A 19,641-nucleotide genomic window follows, 5' to 3' on the forward strand; every position below is an offset into this window, starting at 1 on the left:
GGCTTAGCTCCAATTGTGTTGTTCTGGATAAAAACTTCAAAGGGCTACTTTACAGGGTTTCCCCGCATTTCGCCACGGCGATACCACAAATATGTGCAAATTATGCGCTTAAACCAAAGTAGCCAGCGCCTGACATAAACGTTCGCCGGCCTGCGGGGTACCCACAGTAATACGCAGGAATTCATTAACCCGCGGTTGGCTGAAATGGCGCACTAAAATACGTTGCTCGCGCAGACCTTGGGCCAGAACCGAAGCATCATGCGCCGGATGACGGGCAAACACAAAATTGGCCTGACTTGGCAACACCTGAAACCCGAGTGCAGTCAAATCAGTCACCAACACCTCACGCGCATCAATGATCGCCTGACAAGCACGACGGAAGTAATCGTGGTCGTTGATGGACGCAATGGCACCCGCCTGAGCCACGGTATCAAGCGGGTACGAGTTGAAGCTGTCTTTTACCCGGACCAGAGCCTGAATGATTTCCGGACTGCCAATCGCATAACCGACACGCAAGCCTGCCAGTGATCGTGATTTTGAAAACGTATGAATGACGGCAATATTGTCGTGCCCGGCCATCAGGGAAACCGCAGAATCAGCCCCAAAATCGATGTAAGCCTCATCAACGATGACGGCGATATCGGGATTAGCGCGTGCAATGTCGCGGATGTGATCTAGCCCCATTGCAATGCCGGTTGGCGCATTCGGGTTGGCAAAAATGATGCCGGCCGGCAACACATCCCGTTTGCGGGTGTAATCACCCACATCAATTGAAAAATCATGCGCCAGCGGCTGCAGTTCGACCGGGACATCGAACAGGCGGCAATAGGTTTTATAGAAACTATAAGTAATGTCAGGCATCAGCAAGGGACGCCCGGCATGGCGGAACAAACCGTTGAAAACGTGAGCCAGCACCTCATCGGAACCATTGCCCACAAACACCTGCTCGGGCTGTACCCCATGATGTCGTGCCAGCGTTTCGCGCAAAGCCGTCGATTCGGGATCAGGATACAGACGGAGCCGCTCATCAGCCGCATCGTGCATGGCCTTTATGGCCAATGGGGAAGGCCCCACGGATGCTCGTTGGTATTCAGCTTGAGCAGGTCAAGAATTTTAGGCTGTTCACCCGGTACATAAGGGGCCAGCCCGGCGACATGATCACTCCAGAAACGGCTCAATCAGGCCCCCTTCTGAATAAATGGGTTGGTAGATGACTTGAACTCGATACGCAGCGGCGTTCCTTCAAGCTTGAAGGCCGAGCGGAAACGGGTTTCAAGATAGCGACGGTAAGAATCGGGAATGGCATCCAGCGCATTACCGTGGATGATAATAAGTGGGGGATTTTGCCCGCCCTGATGGGCATACCGCATTTTGGGGCGAAAAATACCTTTGCGTGGGGGCTGTTGCTGCTCGACGGCAGCCAGCAGAACACGCGTCAGTTTTGGCGTTGACAAGCGCGCAAACGCAGCCGCGTGGGCCGCACGAATGGACTTGATCAGCGGCTGAATGCCCTTGCCCTTGAGCGCCGAAATCGTATGCATTTGAGCAAAGGACAGAAAACGCATTTTGCGCTCAAAGTCGCGTTTGATGCGATCACGCTGTTCGGCGTTCAGACCATCCCACTTATTGATGGCCACGACCAGCGCCCTGCCGGTTTCAACGACAAAACCCGCAATATGCGCGTCTTGGTCAGAAATTTCGGCATGAGCATCCAGCATCAGTACGACCACGTTACAGGCTTCGATAGCCTGCAACGTTTTGATAACCGAGAATTTTTCGATAGCTTCGAAGACCTTGCCACGACGACGCAAGCCAGCCGTATCGATCAAGGTGTAAGGCACACCTTCGTGTTCAAATTCAATTTCGATGGCATCGCGGGTGGTACCCGGCATGTCGAAGGCAATCACGCGTTCTTCGCCCAACAATGTATTGATGAGCGTAGACTTGCCCACGTTTGGGCGCCCGACAATAGCAAGCTTGATACGATGTTCGACGGGCGCATCAGCGGCCTCGGCCTCATCGGATTCGGTTGAGGACAGGTCGGGTTCGCTGCCGTCACCCTCAAACACCGTTTCACCGGTGTCCAGCGCGTCGTCGGATTCGATGTCATCAAGAAATGACAGTGCATGCTCGATAAGATCGACAACGCCATCACCGTGAGAAGCCGAGATGGGGTACGGTTCACCCAGACCGAGTTCGTGGAACTCGGCCATGGCCCCGCTGTTGCGCATGCCTTCGGCCTTATTGACAGCCAGGAAAACACGCTGCCCGGAACGGCGCAGCAAACGGGCGATTTCGTGGTCGTGCGCATTGATACCCGCGCGAGCATCGACCAGAAAAATAACAACATCAGCCTCGGCAATGGCCTGCTGGGTTTGCCGGGCCATTTCGGCCACGATTCCCTCTTTGGCCACGGGTTCGAAGCCACCCGTATCGACGGCCAGGAACGGATACTTGCCAACACGACCCTCACCATAGTGACGGTCGCGGGTTAAACCCGAAAAATCGGCAACGAGCGCCGCGCGAGAACGGGTAAGCCGGTTGAACAGGGTGGACTTACCCACGTTCGCGCGGCCCACCAGGGCCACGACAGGCTTGTAAGAAACAGTTTTCAATTGACACCAACCAATACCAGATTGCCATTACCCGTTTGTACGAGTACACCACGGGGGTGGCAACCAGGGGAAACTATCGCACCGCCACCAGTCTGGATACGACCCAGCAACCGGCCATCGGAGCGCGACAAGAAATGAACAAAACCGTCGTAATCACCAAAGGCTACCGCCTGAGGAACAACGGCCGGACCCGACAGACGTCGATTACGCAAACCATCCTGGCGCCAGCGCTCTTCACCATCAACCAGGGCAAAGGCATGCACTACGTCGCGATTACCCGCGCCATAGGCCTGACTGCTGTCGGTTGTGATGCCTTTGTGGTCGAGAACGGCTGTTCCCAAACGGGAATACCGCCCTGGGCGATATCAAAACATACGATACGCCCCTGGTATGACGCACCACACAACAACGACCCCTGGGTTTGCGGCAGGCCCACCACATCGTTGATGCGCTCAAGATCAGTGGCACCGCGCGAGCTGGATACCGTACCCTCCCACTGGACGGCGCCATTCTGGGCATCAATGACGATCAGGCGACCGTTGGGCAGACCGGAAATGACCACCCCGTCAATGATCAGCATCTGCATGCTGGTTTTGAGTGCCAACGCCGGACCCGGCCGCTGTACGGACCAGAGACGATCGCCCGATTGGGCATCAAATGCCTGGATCCGATAATCGCTGCTGCGAACCACCACGACACCGGCGCCGACAGCGGGCGGAACAAACACTTCGCTGGAGGCCTGGGCACGCCATTTCTCGTTACCCTGATCATCAAAAGCCACCACCGTGCCGTCAGGACCCGCAACCGCCGTAATCGTACCGTCTGAGCCTGCACCCGCAGAAAGCGCGGTACCCGCGTTGGCGCGCCACAAGGCCCCACCACCGGACAGACTGGTCTTGATTACAGCACCATTGGGCGCAGCCGCATAAACCGAGTCACCCACGACAGCAGGGATAAACCCCGGGCCCTGACCACTACCAATGTTGACGGACCACAGGGTTGAGGCCGAAACTCCGGCAGGGTATTCCGTTAAAGCGACAGGCTCAAAACGCAGATCTTTGGGAGAAAGCCACGAACAACCAGCCAGAACGGATACGCCCAGGGCAACAGCAGCGAACTTCAGGCGACGGGACAAGAATTTGCTCATGTATCAGACTCCGAGTGCGTCAATTTTGAGTTGGATAATCTGGGTGATCGGATCAGTGCCCAAGGCTTTGAGCGCTTTTTCCCACTCGACCCTGGCTTCTGATTTTTTGCCCTGGACGACAAGAATATCGCCGCGACGATCGGCATACAGCGCCGCAAATGCTTCCGGACCATCGGCGACGAGCTTCCAGGCATCGTCAGGTGCGCCCTGCTCGAGCAAGATGCCGGCCAGACGCAAACGCGCCAGCGGAATCAGCGCCTGATCATTGCTTTTATCAATCACCCACTGCAATTGGGCGCGAGCGCCATCGTAATCTTTTTCACGCACCAGCACCTGTGCGGCGACAAGTGCGCCACGCGAGGCATAACCCGACGATGCGAAGTCATCACGCAGGGTCTGACTGGCGGCCTTGATACGGCCCAGTGCATTTTCGTCAGGCTGAGTTGCCGCCGCCTCGAGCGCCTCAAAATAGCCCATGGCTTGCGCCGCCTGATTCCCCTGATACCACTGCCAGCCACGCCAGCCGGCAAACGACAAGGCCAGGACGGCCAAAATAGTCACAATCAACGTGCCGTAGCGTTCCCACCACTGCCGGATTGCATCAAGCTTTTCCTGTTCTTCAAGATCGTATGCCATGCTTTCTTATACCTTTTGTTTCAGTGCATCTACCAGGCGGCCCACGGGAACCGACTCTTGCTGGGCCCCTTCCGTGGCCAACTCTGCGCGCAGCCATTTTATGCTGACAACGCCATTACGCAACTCGTCTTCACCGACAATCACCGCCACTTGCGCTCCACTCGAATCAGCACGCTTGAACTGTGACTTGAAACCCGAAGACCCGGCGTGAACAATGACGCTCAGACCAGCATCACGCAACTGCTCGGCCAAGGTGGCACACATACGCTGCGCCGCATCGGATTGATGAATCATGTAGACCTGGCACTCGGGCGCCGGCGGCTGCGGCTGGCACTGACCCCAGAGGTCAAGCAAGCGCTCCATACCAATGGCAAAGCCAACGGCCGGAGCCCCTTGCCACCCAGCAGCTCGATCAGACCATCGTAGCGACCACCACCACATACCGTGCCTTGGGCACCGAGCTGGTCAGTCACCCATTCAAAAACGGTCGAGTTGTAGTAATCGAGACCACGCACCAGGCGCGGATTCAATGTGTAACTGATACCGGCATCGGCGAGCCGCTGACAGACCCCGTCGAAATGCGCACGGGACTCGTCACCCAGAAAATCAAAGAGGCTAGGCGCCGCGTTCGCCATGGCCTGCATGGCTGGATTTTTGGTGTCGAGCACGCGCAACGGATTGGTATGCATGCGGCGACGAGCCTCATCGTCGAGCACATCGATATTGGCCTCGAGATGGCGCACCAGTGCTTCGCGATGTGCAGCACGCTCGGCCGGCTGACCGAGCGAGTTCAGTTCAAGGCGCACATGCTGCAGCCCAAGCGTTTTCCAGAGCCTGGCCAGCATGATGATAAGCTCGGCATCAATATCGGGCCCGGCAAAGCCCAACGCCTCGACATCAATTTGATGAAACTGGCGATAACGACCACGCTGGGGTTTTTCGTGGCGAAACACTGGCCCCATGGAATATACCCGCTGGGGCCGATCGTAGAGCAGATTATGCTCGATCGTGGCCCGCACCAGACCCGCAGTGAACTCGGGGCGCAAGGTCAGGTGCTCATCATTCAACGCATCAGTGAATGAATACATTTCTTTTTCGACAATGTCGGTAACTTCGCCGATCCCCCGGGTGAACAGACGGGTATGCTCGAGGACGGGCGCACGCATATTGCGATAGCCGTAGGCGGCAAGCCACTGGCGAACAATTTCTTCGAGACTTTCCCAGTGGGCACTGGTTTCGGGTAAAACGTCTTTCATGCCGGTGATGGCATGAACTTTCTTGAACGACTGCGACATAAAAACTCTTTGATTTCGAAACGGATCAGGCGGCCTTGTCAGACGCCCCAAACCTTTCGTGAACATAACGTTCGACAATAGCCTGGAATTCGCTGGCGATGGTATCACCCTTCAGGGTCACCGTGCGGCGTCCGTCGATATAAACCGGTGCCGAGGGTATTTCGCCGGTACCCGGCAAACTGATACCGATATCGGCATGCTGGCTTTCACCAGGGCCGTTCACGACACACCCCATCACAGCCACGTTCATGGACTCTACGCCGGGATAACGGGTCTTCCAGACCGGCATCTGCTGACGCAAGAACTGCTGAATACTGTCGGCGAGCTCTTGGAAAACGGTACTGCTGGTGCGCCCGCAGCCGGGACAGGCAACCACCATGGGTGTAAACGCACGCAACCCCATGGTTTGCAAGATTTCCTGCGCCACAACCACTTCGCGCGTGCGATCACCTCCGGGCTCTGGGGTAAGCGAAATGCGGATGGTGTCACCAATACCCTGCTGCAGCAAAACGGCAAGCGCGGCCGTAGACGCCACAATACCTTTACTTCCCATGCCGGCTTCGGTAAGACCAAGATGCAACGGATAATCGCAACGCGACGCCAGATCTTGATACACCGTAATAAGGTCCTGGACATGACTGACCTTGCACGACAACACAATGGCATCGCCAGGCAAACCCATGGTTTCGGCACGTAGTGCGTTGGTGATCGCAGAAACGACCAAGGCCTCTCGCATGACCGCCTGGGCAGGCCAGGGCTGAGGCCGGCGACTGTTTTCATCCATCATGCGGGCCATCAGCTGGCTGTCAAGACTGCCCCAGTTGACACCAATACGTACCGGTTTCTGATAACGGCACGCCACCTCGATCATTTGTGCGAAATTATCATCACGCTTGTTACCCGCGCCCATATTGCCCGGATTGATCCGGTATTTGGACAACGCCTGCGCGCACTCGGGGAACTGGGTCAACAGCTTGTGCCCGTTGTAATGAAAGTCACCGACCAGCGGGACAGCCACCCCCATGCGATCGAGTTGATCGCGGATGGCGGGCACCTGAGCCGCGGCCTCGGGTGTATTGACCGTAATACGCACGACCTCGGAGCCCGCCAGGGCCAATTCCTTGACCTGTATGGCGGTAGCGATGGGATCAGCGGTGTCGGTGTTGGTCATGGACTGCACCATGACGGGTGCCCCGCCCCCAACCTTGACAGCATGATTGCCCCAGGCCACCGAAACCTGGCGGGTTTGACGACGAGCAGCCGCACCAACTGCCAAAGAACCGTCGGGATTAACGGACTGAGAATCGTTTTGCTTCATTGTTGCAGGTCAAGGCGACACAAAGAGGAGTTAGGGATTGGCAGAGGGACGCAGCCATTCGAAAACCAGCCATGATTCGGGCAACCAGCCGCGATCAATGGCATAGAACGCTGCAGCCACAATAACCAGCAGAATGACAATAAACCATACCCACGAAAAACCACCGCTCTCGGACTGTACCGGCAGATCGGTTGGCGTGAACTCGGGGCCGGTATTGACTGGTGAAATACTGACTTTTGGCGTAGCGGCTTCACCCGTTTGATTACCCAGCATCGTCATGATGGCATCGACATCGGCCTCGAGAAAACGGGCATAGTTCTTGACCAGCCCCCGCAGCGGCAAACCCGACGGCAGATCAGCCCACTGTTCGTTTTCAAGGGCCTGCAACTGACGTGCCGAGTACTTCAGACGGGTCGAGACTTCAGATAACGTGACGCGCCGGGCCTGACGCAGTGCCTTGAGCGTGGCACCGACGCCATCGCGCAAATTGACAACCGAGGCATCATCGGCCTGTTGTTTGAGCAAAGGCGGGGTCATGCGTGCTCCTGTTTGATGGGTATGGTGGCGCGATGAGGTAAGCGTTCTTCGATGCGGGTTCGGTCTTTGACTTCACCTGCCAACTGGCCACAAGCCGCCGCGATATCGTCGCCACGTGTTTTACGTACGGTCGTAACGATACCAGCGTCGACAAGAATTTGCGAAAATAGCCTGACACGCGCAGCCGAAGAGCGACGCAAGCCTGACTGGGGAAAGGGATTGAACGGAATCAGGTTGTACTTGCACCGTACCTGACGCGCGATCTGGATGAGTTCGCGGGCGTGCTGGTCAGTGTCGTTGACCCCGTCAAGCATGATGTATTCGAACGTGATGAAATCGCGCGGCGCATGCTGCAGGTAACGGTTGCAGGCGTCGAGCAGTTCCTTCAAGGGATATTTGCGATTGAGCGGAACCAGACGGTCGCGCAACGTGTCGTTGGGCGCATGCAAGGATACGGCCAAAGCGACCGGACAATCTTGGGCCAGTCGGTCGATAAAAGGAACAACCCCTGAGGTACTGACCGTTACGCGCCGACGAGACAAACCATAGGCATTGTCATCAAGCAAAATGCGTACCGCCGCCAGCACATTATCGTAGTTAAGCAAGGGTTCGCCCATGCCCATGAACACGACATTGGTGATAACACGGCCAGGTGGTTCGGATGCGGCGGTACCCGCAATGCGGGCGCTGTCGAGATTGGCTTCAAGCACGCGCTTGGCGTGCCACAACTGACCCACGATTTCGGCGGCGGACAAGTTACGGTTGAAGCCTTGATAGCCGGTTGAGCAGAACGGACAAGCCACCGTGCAGCCAGCCTGGCTGGAAATACACAGCGTGCCGCGATCATCTTCGGGGATAAACACCGCTTCGACCGCATTATTGTTACCGACGTCAAACAACCATTTACGGGTACCGTCGGAAGAAAACTGTTCGGTTTGCACCGGTGGTGCAACAATGCAGCAGTGCTGTTCGAGCTGGCGGCGAAAATCGCGCGCCAGATCGGTCATGACGTCGAAAGAACCGGCACTGCGCTGGTGCAGCCAGCGCATCAGTTGACGGGCACGAAACGGCTTGCCGCCCCATCGACCGACCAGGTCGGTGAGCTCGGTAGCAGTCAGGCCCAACACATTGATTTTTTCGGTAGTTTCAGTCATGAGATTGGGCCCAGGAGGGCCCGCAGAGCAAATTAACGGCTGTGGATGTTGCTTTCGGGGAAGAAGAAAGCAATTTCAACGGCGGCAGTTTCAGGGGCGTCGGAACCGTGAACGGCATTGGCATCAATGCTGTCAGCGAAATCGGCGCGGATGGTGCCGGCTTCTGCTTTCTTGGGATCGGTGGCACCCATCAGGTCACGGTTTTTCTGGATGGCGCTTTCGCCTTCGAGAACCTGAACAAAAACAGGACCGGAGACCATGAAATCAACCAGATCTTTGAAGAAAGGACGTGCGGCGTGAACAGCGTAGAAGCGTTCGGCTTCGGCGCGCGACAGCTGCTTGAGCTGGGCAGCAACGACTTTCAGGCCAGCTTGCTCGAAGCGGGCGACGATCTGGCCAATGACGTTTTTGGCGACTGCATCGGGTTTGATAATAGAGAGGGTGCGTTCGATTGCCATAAAATATCCAAATTGAAAGGAAAGTTTTTCTTAGTAAAAACAAGAACTTTTCGAAAGTTTTTGTCAACCGCTCATTTTAACATGCCTGTTTGTGCATTCTGCAGCTTCTGTTTGCCCAATCCACATCTTAAAATGGCGGGTTTTCCTCATCTTAAAATGATGTGTTTCCTGGCCTGCTGAAATCAGACGGGTCCCGGGCTCGTTCAGACAGCGAGCTTTTTTATTGACACACGCAAGAATTCTTATGACATCCAACGCAGCAACCCCGGACGCCAACGCGCTTCCCAAAAGTTTTGAACCCGAGGCCCTCGAGGCTCGCTGGTATGCCGAATGGGAATCCCGCGGTTATTTCAAAGGTGGCCAGCACGTGACGCCTGCCGCCGGACACACCAGCGAACCGTTTGTGGTTCAGTTCCCGCCACCCAACGTGACCGGCACGCTGCACATGGGGCACGCCTTCAACCAGACCGTGATGGACGGGCTGGTGCGCTACCACCGCATGCGCGGCGACGACACCGTATTCATCCCGGGTACCGACCACGCCGGCATTGCCACCCAGATCGTGGTTGAACGTCAGCTTGATGCGCAAAACATCAGCCGCCACGACCTGGGTCGCGAAAAGTTCCTTGAAACTGTCTGGGCCTGGAAGAACAAATCAGGCAATGCCATTACCGAGCAGTTCCGCCGCCTGGGCTCGTCGGCCGACTGGGCCCGTGAATATTTCACCATGGACGACAATCTGTCACGCGGCGTGGTCGAAGTCTTCGTACGCCTGTTCGAACAAGGCCTGATCTACCGCGGCAAACGCCTGGTGAACTGGGATCCGGTTCTGGGTACGGCGGTGTCCGACCTTGAGGTGGTCAGCGAGGAAGAAGATGGTTTCATGTGGGAAATCGCCTACCCGCTGGTGGAACCCGCGCAAGGTGTCACCCACCTGGTTGTGGCGACCACACGTCCGGAAACCATGCTGGGCGACGTGGCCGTGATGGTTCACCCTGAAGACGAACGCTACGCCCACCTGATTGGCAAGTTTGTTCACCTGCCCTTGTGCAACCGCCAGATCCCCGTCATTGCCGACGATTACGTCGACCGCGAATTCGGCACCGGTGTGGTCAAGGTGACCCCTGCCCATGACTTCAACGACTATGCGGTTGGCCAGCGTCACAGCCTGCCGCAGATCAGCATTCTGTCGCTTGACGCCAAAATCAATGAAAATGCACCTGCTGTATATCAGGGCCTTGACCGCTTCGAGGCGCGCAAGACCATCGTGGCCGACCTGGAAGCCCAGGGGCTGTTGCGCAAGGTCAAACCACACAAACTGATGGTGCCACGCGGTGACCGCACCCAAACCGTGATCGAGCCCATGCTGACCGACCAGTGGTTCGTGGCCATGAGCAAACCGGCCCCCGAAGGCACCATCCACCCCGGCAAGAGCATCACCGAGGTCGCCCTTGAGGTCGTCGCAGACGGCCGCGTGCAGTTCTGCCCTGAAAACTGGACGACAACCTACAACCAATGGCTGGAAAAGATCCAGGACTGGTGTATTTCGCGCCAGTTGTGGTGGGGGCACCAGATTCCAGCCTGGTACAGCGAAGACGGCCAGATTTTCGTGGCCCGCAATGAGGCCGAGGCCCTTGAAAAAGCCCGCGCCGCTGGCGTCAACGGCCCGCTGAACCGCGACAACGATGTGCTGGACACCTGGTTCTCGTCGGCGCTGGTTCCCTTTACTGATCTGGGCTGGCCTGAACAAACACCTGACCTGGCCCGTTATTTGCCGTCCAGCGTGCTGGTCACCGGCTTTGACATCATTTTCTTCTGGGTGGCCCGCATGGTCATGATGAGCATGCATATGACCGGCCAGGTCCCGTTCAAAACCGTCTATGTGCACGGCCTGGTGTGCGACATGGAAGGCAAGAAAATGAGCAAGTCCAAGGGCAACACGATTGACCCGGTCGACCTGATCGACGGCATTGATCTTGAGTCTTTGGTGGCCAAGCGCACCAGCGGCCTGATGAACCCGCGTGCTGCGGCCTCCATTGAAAAGAAAACCCGCAAGGATTACCCCGACGGCTTCCCGGCCTATGGTACTGATGCACTGCGCTTCACGATGGCGGCCTATGCCACGTTGGGCCGCAACATCAACTTCGACCTGAAGCGCTGCGAGGGGTACCGCAATTTTTGCAACAAGCTGTGGAATGCGACGCGCTTTGTACTGATGAATACCGAGGGGCACGACCTGAGCGGCACGGGCAATGACGAGCTTTCATTTGTTGACCAGTGGATTCTCAGTCGTCTGCAACGCCTGGAAAGTGATATTGAACGTGGTTTTGGCGACTATCGTTTCGATTTCATTGCCAACGGGCTGTATCACTTCATCTGGGACGAGTACTGCGACTGGTACCTGGAGTTGACCAAGGTGCAACTGCAAACAGGCACGCCAGCGCAACAACTGGGTACACGTCGCACGTTGATTCGTGTTCTGGAAACGGTGTTGCGCCTGGCGCATCCGATCATTCCGTTCATTACCGAAGAGCTGTGGCAGAAGGTTTCTGTTGTGGCCGGCAGCCGCAAGGAAACTGATGTCACCAGCGTCAGCGTTCAGCCCTACCCGGTTGCAACTGCTGCTCTTGTCAATGAGACCGCCGAAGCTCAGGTGGCTGAACTGAAGGCACAGGTCGAGGCTGTTCGTGCGCTGCGCGGCGAAATGAACCTGTCGCCGGCACAACGTGTACCTCTGGTGGCGCGCGGTGATGCGGCGACATTGTCCCGCAATGGTGCCTACCTGGCGGCTATGGCCAAGCTCAGCGAGGTTGAGATCGTTGATCAGTTGCCTGATGTGGGTGCGCCGGTTCAGGTGGTGGATACGACCGAGCTGATGCTGAAGGTTGAAATCGATGTGGTGGCTGAGCGTGCGCGGCTGGGTAAGGAAATTGAGCGTTTGGTCGGCGAGATCGAGAAGGCGAACGCGAAGCTGTCGAACGAGCGGTTTGTGGCGAAGGCGCCGACGGCGGTTGTTGAACAGGAAAAAGCGCGGGTCGCGCAGTTTTCCGAGACACTGACCAAGGTGCGGGAGCAGTTTGACAAGCTGAAGTAACGGGGTGATGTTTGCCCGGGTGCGGTACGGATGTTGGGTATGGTGCTGTACTGCGCGTGTGTTTGTTTGTCGATGCGCGGTGTTGGCGTTTTGCTTGTAATCAATGCGCGGTGCTGTCGCAGGTGTCCGGGTACTACGGGTCACGCGCCCGGCCCTTCGGGCTTCCCGTCGCCCGTACGTTAGCCGGGGCGGGCGCTAAACTCGCGGATCGACCAGCCACCGGCTGGTCGAAAACGCCCGCTCAAACACCGCGCCCTTTATCCCCGACTAACGCACGTGCGACGGCGAGCGCAAAACCCTCCGGACCCGGACACCCGCACCAACACCGGGTTGGGGTTGTTGGAAAAATATATCAGGTTGTTGGAAAAATAAATCAATGAGTGGTATGGCTGATCTGGCACCCAGACTTGGAATGGGTGCTGAACGTAGATTCAGTCAACCCGCCGTTCACCAATGACTTTCCGGATCTACCCATTACATGATCAACTCGCCCTCCCCTCTGCACATTCCCGAAGACCTTTTCTCAACCCTGAAAAACTCAAAACACGTGGTCGTTTTCACAGGGGCCGGTGTCTCTGCGGAAAGCGGCATTCCTACGTTTCGTGATCGGCTGACAGGCTTATGGGAACGCTTCAACGCGGCAAACCTGGCAAGCCCCGAAGCCTTTAAAAAAGATCCCGCGCTGGTGTGGGGGTGGTATGAATGGCGACGCATGAAAATACTGCAGGCTCAACCCAATGCCGCGCACATGGCGATTGCCCGGCTGGAAAAGCATGTGCCTGCCTTGACACTGATCACCCAAAATGTGGATGACCTTCATGAGCGCGCTGGCAGCATATCGGTAAGTCACCTGCATGGCCGACTTGATAAGCCACGCTGCTTCAGCTGTCATCGCCCGCACCTGTTACCACCGGACATCCCCAATGAGCCCGAGGATGGTCGACGGGTAGATCCGCCCAAATGCACTCAGTGCGATGGCCTGATACGACCGGGTGTCGTCTGGTTTGGCGAGTCGCTTCCCGAAACAACGCTGAGCTCGGCATTTAAAGCCGCCAAAACCTGTGATTTGCTATTTGTCGCAGGAACTTCAGGCGTGGTGATGCCGGCTGCAGAAATTCCTCGAAAAGCGAAACGAGCCGGGGCAAAGGTTGTGGAAGTTAACCCGGTGCCAGCCATGGAAAACGCCAACTGGACGTTCGCCAATGGGGCTGGACAATTTTTTGATCAGTTACTGAAGGGTTTGTGACGACCCGTGCGGTAGAACATATGAGCACCCGACAGCGGTTTTCCCACCCGTTGGGACGGTGCCTGGCCAGACATGCCGGGGTTTACAAAGCCACAGATGCTAGTCGCCTTGACCTTTGGCCGTACAGACACTGCGCATGATCGCCAGCTCGCGGTACATCATGGCCGCCCAGGTATTCGCAATATAGGTACACACTGCTGCACCGTGGATACCCTGGCACCGCCAGTCAAGACTCAAGGTTTCACTGTCAGCCAGCTGGATTGTGCTCTGACCTGGACCACCGAATGTTGAATTCGCCGTTTCGGCGGCCTGACGCGCAGTCTCTTCATGCGACTGAATGATCTGCCTAACATTGGTATTTGCAGCCTCTTTGGCCATGGTGTTGGACACTATCTGGATACGAAGGTTGGCCAGAATTGGATCGCGATACTTTGGAAGGCGTGGATCAAGGTAGGCAAAGTTACCGTTACATACCGGCCTACCCGCTGTCTTCGAGTCTGCAGAAGGCTCTGAAACAGTGTTGGCTGCCGTACCACTCGGTGATGCCGAAGCGGGCAGACCTGCATTGCGCTGCTGGCGTTCATTGTGGGTGTTATCTTGCTTCAGCATTGACTGCAAGACCGCAACCCGTGTGCTGTTACCAAATGTCAATGGCCATTATTTTTGACCCACTTTTGGCCAATAAAATTGACCCACCCATTGTTTGTTAACTGGATGTTTTCTGCTTCAGTCGGTAGCTCTCGCCTCCCAGCATAAAGATGTTTGAGTGATGGATAACGCGGTCAATGATCGGGATGGCCACGTTATCGTGATGGAAGAACTCACCCCAATCGGTGAAGTCTTTGTTGGTGGTCAGGATGATGGATCGGTACTCGTACAGCGCATTCACGAGCTGGAACAAGTTGAACCGGGCCTGAGCCGTCATGGGTAAATAGCCGAGTTCATCAATGATCAACATATCGAATTTGGCCAGCTGGCTGATCCGTTTTTTGAGCTCGCCTTTCATCTCGGCCAGCTCCAAGTCTTCCACCAGATCAAGCGCGGTGCGGAATAACACTTTGTAGCCCGCCTGGATCGCTTTCTGGCCAATCCCAATGGCCAGATGGGTCTTGCCCACACCGGGCGGGCCGATGAAGACCACGTTCTCGCGATTATCGATAAACCCGAAGTCCAGCAACGCATTGACCTGACGCTTGGTGATCGTGGTCTGATGGCGGTAGTCGAAGTCCTCCAGATGCTTGTCCAAGGGTAGACCGGCCTGGCGGTGGTGGCGACTGATACGGCTGCGGGTGCGTTCGGCAATTTCGTGCTCGGCCAGCATCTGGGCGAAGCTCAAGTGTGACAGGTCATTGGCCTCGGCCTGCGAGACCAGACCCACAAGGTCACGGCCGATGGCGCTTAAACGTAAGCTGCGATATTGTGCGCTGGTGTGCTCAAGCTGGCTCATGGGTCATCTCCTGTCCAGCAGAATGGCCAACAAGGGCGTAGGCACCCAGATCCAGAGGTTCGAACCAAGACTGACCAGACATCGGCTGATCGACGATGCGCCCGCGTTGTCGGGCCTGCTCATTCGCTTGCAGATAACGCTTAAGCAGACTGGCCGTCAGCTCATGGCGCTGCGACAGGCCGGTGATCAAGGTCATATTCAGCGGCATATGGGCCTGCAACAGCGAACGCACTGCGACGAGCTGGTCCCTATAGATTCGTGGGGATGTCCGTTTGAGCACCGCACATAATGCCAGGGCTGTGTCCGTTGGCATCATGCTCATAATCGCCTGTTCCAGGTCGCTGATACGCTGAGCATGGTCCCGGTAATGGTGACTATTCTTGACGATCCGGCCCCGCTCAGAACACACCGCGTGCACAGCAATCGTTTCGCCTGTTGCAAGGTCAGTGATCCTCAACCCATCGTCTTGTTCACACACACCGACGTTGGACTGCTGCCAAGCCATGGGCACGGAGTACTTGGTCGACTTCCATGAGATGAGGCCTGTCTTGTCGGCGCGCCGTGTTTGAACGCTGACCGCCCCAGTGGTCAGGCTGGCGGGGGATAGGTAAGGACGAAGGTGCTGACGTTCTTCATCTTCAAAGTGTGCTCGAGGCACTCGCCCTGTCGTGCCATGAACACGGGCATTGGCCACGTGATCAAGCCAGCGTTGGACATGCTCACGCAGTGCTTGTTCGCTGGCAAACTCCTCACCATAAAAACAATCCTGCTTAACGTATTTCACGCCTGCTTCTACTTTGCCTTTGCTCTCGGGGTCGTAACCCTCGCAGGCATGGATGCGGAATCCTGCCATGGTGGCAAACTCATGGAAGCGCTGGTTAACTGTCAATTCGCGATACTGCTCGCTGAGCACGACGAGCTTGGTCTGATCATACACACATTCTTCGGTGACACCGCCGAAGTAACGAAAGGCCTCATCATGCAATTGAATGAAGGCTGTGGTGTTCAGTGGCTTGAATGAGAGACCGACATACATCAAGCGCGAGCAGGAGAGCACGAACACCACAAAGTACACGGTTCGTTCTTGCCCACCCACAAGAACGCCACGCAGTTCACCTGGATCTACCTGGCACTGGATGCCGGGCATCAATTGCAGCACGGGTTCGTAATAGCGGGCCTGGCCTGTGGCGACGAGTTCTTTTAACGCCTGCACGTAGCGACGAATGCTGCGCGACGACACGCCCAACTCGCCCACACGTTGCTGTAGCCGACGCGCCAACTTGACCGCACTCAGCTGGGGAAAATGCTGAAGCTGATGGATCAGAAAGTCCCGATGCGCGTCCAGACGTTTATGCCGCGACCGATCCTCTTGAAGGATGCTGATCTGCGTTTCTTCCATCTGCAAATACTTGCGCACCGTATTGCGCGAAATCCCTAGCTCGTGACTGATGCCACGGATCGACATGCCATTGCCCTGGTCATACAGCCCTTTAATCTTGTGAATCACAACCCACTCCTTCACTACCGCGCTCCCGTTGCCCTTGATCTATGGGCAGGAACGCTACATGTTTCGTGGCCTCGCAGCCACCGGCAGGTGGGTCAAAATTGTTGGCCATAACTGGGTCAGTTTAATTGGCCATTAACAACCAAAACCCAGCTCTTGAAATGCATTAAGCAGGGCTCGCCGGTAAGCCGGCACGTTGGTACATTGAGGAGCGAAGCAGGAGCCTCGCCCCGCAGCCTTACCCGCTTTTTCGTATGCCTGAAGGGTTATCTTACGCACTTCGATGAAGCGGTCATCCATGCCGGACAACACCCTCTCGCTCATGAAAACCGACAGGTATTTAAACTCATGTTCGCTCCAGAACCCACGCTCAAGGCCCAGTTGAAACAACCGTTTTGCAAGCACGGGATCAATTTTGGCAAGATGGGTAACCGTAGAGCCACGGATAAACACAGGTATCAAAGGCCTTCTGTTGGCGTAGGCCAGCAAAAGATCTACCAAGGCCTGGACCGTTGAAATTCTGTTTTTCCCAACGAACTCGGCATTCACTTCCGACAGTGCACTAATCGCATTATCCAGGCTGTAAGTCACGTCGTGAAAAGCGTGTCCGAATTCATAGTTGTTGCACCCCGGCACCACGGCCCGCAACCCCTGAAGGGCAGCCGCCATGGTTTCGTCGGAGACCTGCTTTTTAGACACATTGTCTGTGTAGAGGGCCGCACTGTAGCTGGAAACACGATCACCGCATGGCTGGTTGCGATCATTTCCGGAGGCAATGAAATCGTCTGAAGTATAGGTTGACGAACAGCCTGCCAACACAAGAGTCAGGCTGAGAAGAATTGTCTTGATGATCAGGCCTAATGGGCCAAGGATTGATTGCATCATAGCTGCCACAAATTGCCTGCGGCAGAAAGAATTGTTCGGTATCATCTGAAGAGTCAACCGGATGACATTATCGCGCTTGCCCCCAGTGATACAAGCAGCGCACAAGGTCGGAATTGCGTATCACTGCGGCAAACCACCCCTTCGCAGCTGAAATTTCAGCCGAAAGAGCCGGGCGAGTTCGCGGAAATACGCGCCGCCCTACTCCAACGTTCGCAAAAAGCCTCATCAGCCTTCGTCAATTTCCCCGCCGCCCGCGCCCGCTCGATCAATTCCGGGCGCCGCTGTGCGGTCAACTTCAGCGATTGCTGGCGTCGCCAGACCGCAATATTGGCATGATGGCCCGAGAGCAAGGCTTCGGGTACAGGCTCGCCTTGATAGACTTCAGGACGTGTGTAATGCGGGCTGTCGAGCAAGCCACTGAGCGTGTCGTTGAACGAGTCCTGCAATGCAGAATCTGCCGTATTCAATACGCCGGGTAAAAGCCGGATGACGCTATCCATGATGGCCAGCGCAGCGATTTCGCCCCCGACAGAACAAAATCACCCAACGAAATTTCATCGGTTACGCAACGATCAATAAATCGCTGGTCGACCCCTTCGTAGCGACCGCACACAATGATGGCCCCCGAACCCGCGGCCAGTTCTTCGGCGACGGCCTGATTGAAACGGCGCCCTGTCGGGCTCATGAGAATAACATTCGCGTTGGGCTCGGCACGTGCGTTACGAGCGGCGCCCACTGCCTGTTCCAACGGATCGGCCAGCATTACCATTCCGGGACCACCCCCGTAGGGTCGATCATCTACCGTGCGATGAACGTCGTGCGTGAAATCGCGCGGATTCCACAACCCGAGGGACCAGCGCTGTTGGCGATGCGCACGGCCAGTAACCCCAAGGTCACGTACAACCGGGAACATATCAGGGAAAAGCGAGATGATATCGAAACGCATCAGCCAATAGCGTGATCAGAGATCAACAGGCCAGTTGCTTTCCAGCAATTTTTTGGACAGATCAACGTTATGGACGTGTGCCTCGACAAAGGGAACCAGCACTTCCTGGGTACGACCTTTTTCGTTAAGCAGCAATGCAAGACCACCCTGCCCATCGTCTTCAGCACGGGCGACGTGCAACAGGCCGTGAGCGCCATTATCTGACACTTCCATGACCTGCCCGATCAGGGCCGAGTTCCCTTCGCCATCAACACCCATGACGCGGCAGCCAACAAGATCGACCCAGTAGAACTCGTCAGGATCGGCCTTCGGAAAACTGGCGCGCGGCACCCAGATGGTATAGCCTTTGGACGCCTCGGCCCGGTCACGATCAGGGATGACGGCGAGTTGAGCCACAACCGCCGAGCCGTGCTTTTTGGCAGAAACAACGCGCGTTATTTGCGGATGTGACAAAGCGCCCGATTTCCCAGGAGGAACGGGCGCTTTTAACCACCACTGGCGTGCCGTCAGCAACGCAGCCGCATCAGCCGAATAGGGCTGGATCTTGACCCAACCCTTGACACCGTACGCCCCTAAAACCCTGCCGATTTCAACAAGATCTTGAGGCAAAGAGTTGCCAACAGGTGCGCCGTTTGAAGCGCTGTCGCTCATGACTTCAGGCTGTGCGCGGCATGGTGCTGCAATCAAGCAGCAACTTTGGCCGAGTATTCTTTAACCAGGCGAGCAACTGCGGGCGACAATTGCGCACCATTGCTTGTCCAGTATTCAACGCGGTCGAGCGCAATACGCAGGGTTTCCTGGTTTTCGCCACCAACCGGGTTGTAAAAGCCGACGCGTTCAATAAAACGGCCGTCGCGACGGTTACGCGAATCAGCAGCAACAAGATTGTAAAACGGACGTTTCTTCGAGCCACCGCGGGCCAGACGAATCACCACCATAGGTAATCCTTTGAAAATGTTGTGGAAAACAAAAGATTCTAGCACCTTACAGTTGCGAAACGCAAACCTTGTGCCGAATCCGCCAAAAAATTTATCAGAAAACCACACGTGGCCTGACAAAACAAAAAATATGGGTAATAACCTTTCGCTTAACGCCGCGCCATAAAATGCACGACGTTACCCGACTGCTCGAGCTGCGCCACCAGCGCATTGCCGGTTTGACGACAAAACGCCTGAAAATCGCGAACCGCATTAACATCGGTTGTGACAACCTTCAGCACCTGGCCACTTTGCAGCTGTGCCAAAGCTTTCTTGGCCCGCAGAATAGGCAGCGGGCATTTTAACCCAGAAGCATCGACCTCAAGGTCGAAAGCAGGGAACGAAGTTGTATCAGAGTAAAGGTCAGACATAAAACCCACGA

At 56.1% G+C, this 19,641-nt stretch carries 15 protein-coding genes and 4 pseudogenes; 2 read left to right on the plus strand and 17 right to left on the minus strand.

Features of this window, described 5'->3' with window-relative positions; translation table 11 throughout:
* Nucleotides 1-108: 108 nt before the first annotated feature.
* From hisC to ndk, 9 genes and pseudogenes are all read right to left on the minus strand, one after another.
* Nucleotides 109-1,178 (minus strand): annotated as a pseudogene (gene hisC, locus N7E01_RS00820) (histidinol-phosphate transaminase).
* The gene (der, locus tag N7E01_RS00825; RefSeq protein ID WP_289174103.1) at nucleotides 1,179-2,615 is read right to left on the minus strand and encodes a ribosome biogenesis GTPase Der; all 1,437 of its coding nucleotides are present in this window, start codon (nucleotides 2,613-2,615) and stop codon (nucleotides 1,179-1,181) included. It lies immediately after the preceding pseudogene.
* Nucleotides 2,612-3,762, minus strand: a pseudogene (gene bamB / locus N7E01_RS00830) (outer membrane protein assembly factor BamB). The gene der and the pseudogene bamB overlap by 4 nt, the downstream one beginning before the upstream one ends.
* Before the next feature lie 3 nt (nucleotides 3,763-3,765).
* A complete protein-coding gene (locus N7E01_RS00835) occupies nucleotides 3,766-4,398 on the minus strand; it encodes a YfgM family protein (RefSeq protein WP_289174105.1) in 633 nt (210 codons plus the stop codon).
* A 6-nt stretch (nucleotides 4,399-4,404) separates the two neighbouring features.
* Nucleotides 4,405-5,693: pseudogene (gene hisS / locus N7E01_RS00840) on the minus strand (histidine--tRNA ligase).
* Between the two features lie 25 nt (nucleotides 5,694-5,718).
* Nucleotides 5,719-7,011 (minus strand): flavodoxin-dependent (E)-4-hydroxy-3-methylbut-2-enyl-diphosphate synthase, encoded by a 1,293-nt coding sequence (gene ispG, locus N7E01_RS00845; RefSeq protein ID WP_289174107.1) that lies wholly within the window; start codon nucleotides 7,009-7,011, stop codon nucleotides 5,719-5,721.
* A gap of 30 nt (nucleotides 7,012-7,041) precedes the next feature.
* Complete coding sequence (locus tag N7E01_RS00850) at nucleotides 7,042-7,548, minus strand: helix-turn-helix domain-containing protein (protein WP_289174109.1); 507 nt, start codon at nucleotides 7,546-7,548, stop codon at nucleotides 7,042-7,044.
* On the minus strand, nucleotides 7,545-8,702 hold the full coding sequence (rlmN, locus tag N7E01_RS00855) for a dual-specificity RNA methyltransferase RlmN (RefSeq protein WP_289174111.1): 1,158 nt from the start codon (nucleotides 8,700-8,702) through the stop codon (nucleotides 7,545-7,547). The genes N7E01_RS00850 and rlmN overlap by 4 nt, the downstream gene beginning before the upstream one ends.
* A gap of 32 nt (nucleotides 8,703-8,734) precedes the next feature.
* Nucleotides 8,735-9,160: a nucleoside-diphosphate kinase gene (gene ndk / locus N7E01_RS00860; protein ID WP_093971304.1), complete on the minus strand. Its 426-nt coding sequence runs from the start codon at nucleotides 9,158-9,160 to the stop codon at nucleotides 8,735-8,737.
* Nucleotides 9,161-9,404: 244 nt separating this feature from the next.
* Here ndk and N7E01_RS00865 point away from each other — a divergent pair, with 244 nt between their 5' ends.
* Both N7E01_RS00865 and N7E01_RS00870 read left to right on the plus strand, forming a co-directional pair.
* Nucleotides 9,405-12,254 carry a valine--tRNA ligase gene (locus N7E01_RS00865; RefSeq protein WP_289174117.1) on the plus strand — a complete coding sequence of 950 codons (2,850 nt, stop codon included), beginning with the start codon at nucleotides 9,405-9,407 and terminating at the stop codon, nucleotides 12,252-12,254.
* A gap of 478 nt (nucleotides 12,255-12,732) precedes the next feature.
* Entirely contained in the window at nucleotides 12,733-13,500 is a 768-nt protein-coding gene (locus N7E01_RS00870; RefSeq protein ID WP_289174119.1) for an SIR2 family NAD-dependent protein deacylase, read from the plus strand.
* 99 nt (nucleotides 13,501-13,599) lie between these two features.
* On the opposite strand, the gene N7E01_RS00875 is transcribed toward N7E01_RS00870, so the two are convergent.
* The 8 genes and pseudogenes from N7E01_RS00875 to N7E01_RS00910 form a co-directional block, all read right to left on the minus strand.
* Nucleotides 13,600-14,109 (minus strand): hypothetical protein, encoded by a 510-nt coding sequence (locus N7E01_RS00875; RefSeq protein ID WP_289174121.1) that lies wholly within the window; start codon nucleotides 14,107-14,109, stop codon nucleotides 13,600-13,602.
* Nucleotides 14,110-14,206: 97 nt separating this feature from the next.
* Nucleotides 14,207-14,947, minus strand: a complete 741-nt coding sequence (gene istB, locus N7E01_RS00880) for an IS21-like element helper ATPase IstB (RefSeq protein ID WP_289173101.1) — start codon at nucleotides 14,945-14,947, stop codon at nucleotides 14,207-14,209.
* Entirely contained in the window at nucleotides 14,934-16,454 is a 1,521-nt protein-coding gene (istA, locus tag N7E01_RS00885; RefSeq protein WP_289173100.1) for an IS21 family transposase, read from the minus strand. Before istA ends, istB begins: the two co-directional genes overlap by 14 nt.
* 132 nt (nucleotides 16,455-16,586) lie before the next feature.
* On the minus strand, nucleotides 16,587-17,336 hold the full coding sequence (locus tag N7E01_RS00890) for a hypothetical protein (RefSeq protein WP_289174123.1): 750 nt from the start codon (nucleotides 17,334-17,336) through the stop codon (nucleotides 16,587-16,589).
* Nucleotides 17,337-17,491: 155 nt separating this feature from the next.
* Nucleotides 17,492-18,282: pseudogene (gene trmD / locus N7E01_RS00895) on the minus strand (tRNA (guanosine(37)-N1)-methyltransferase TrmD).
* 15 nt (nucleotides 18,283-18,297) lie between these two features.
* The gene (rimM, locus tag N7E01_RS00900; protein WP_289174124.1) at nucleotides 18,298-18,933 is read right to left on the minus strand and encodes a ribosome maturation factor RimM; all 636 of its coding nucleotides are present in this window, start codon (nucleotides 18,931-18,933) and stop codon (nucleotides 18,298-18,300) included.
* Nucleotides 18,934-18,965: 32 nt separating this feature from the next.
* Entirely contained in the window at nucleotides 18,966-19,220 is a 255-nt protein-coding gene (gene rpsP / locus N7E01_RS00905) for a 30S ribosomal protein S16 (protein WP_289175863.1), read from the minus strand.
* 149 nt (nucleotides 19,221-19,369) lie between these two features.
* Nucleotides 19,370-19,630, minus strand: coding sequence for a sulfurtransferase TusA family protein (locus N7E01_RS00910; protein ID WP_289174126.1), 261 nt, complete (start codon nucleotides 19,628-19,630; stop codon nucleotides 19,370-19,372).
* Between the last annotated feature and the right edge of the window lie 11 nt (nucleotides 19,631-19,641).

It is taken from the genome of Neopusillimonas aromaticivorans (assembly GCF_030344915.1).
GTDB lineage: Bacteria > Pseudomonadota > Gammaproteobacteria > Burkholderiales > Burkholderiaceae_B > Neopusillimonas > Neopusillimonas aromaticivorans.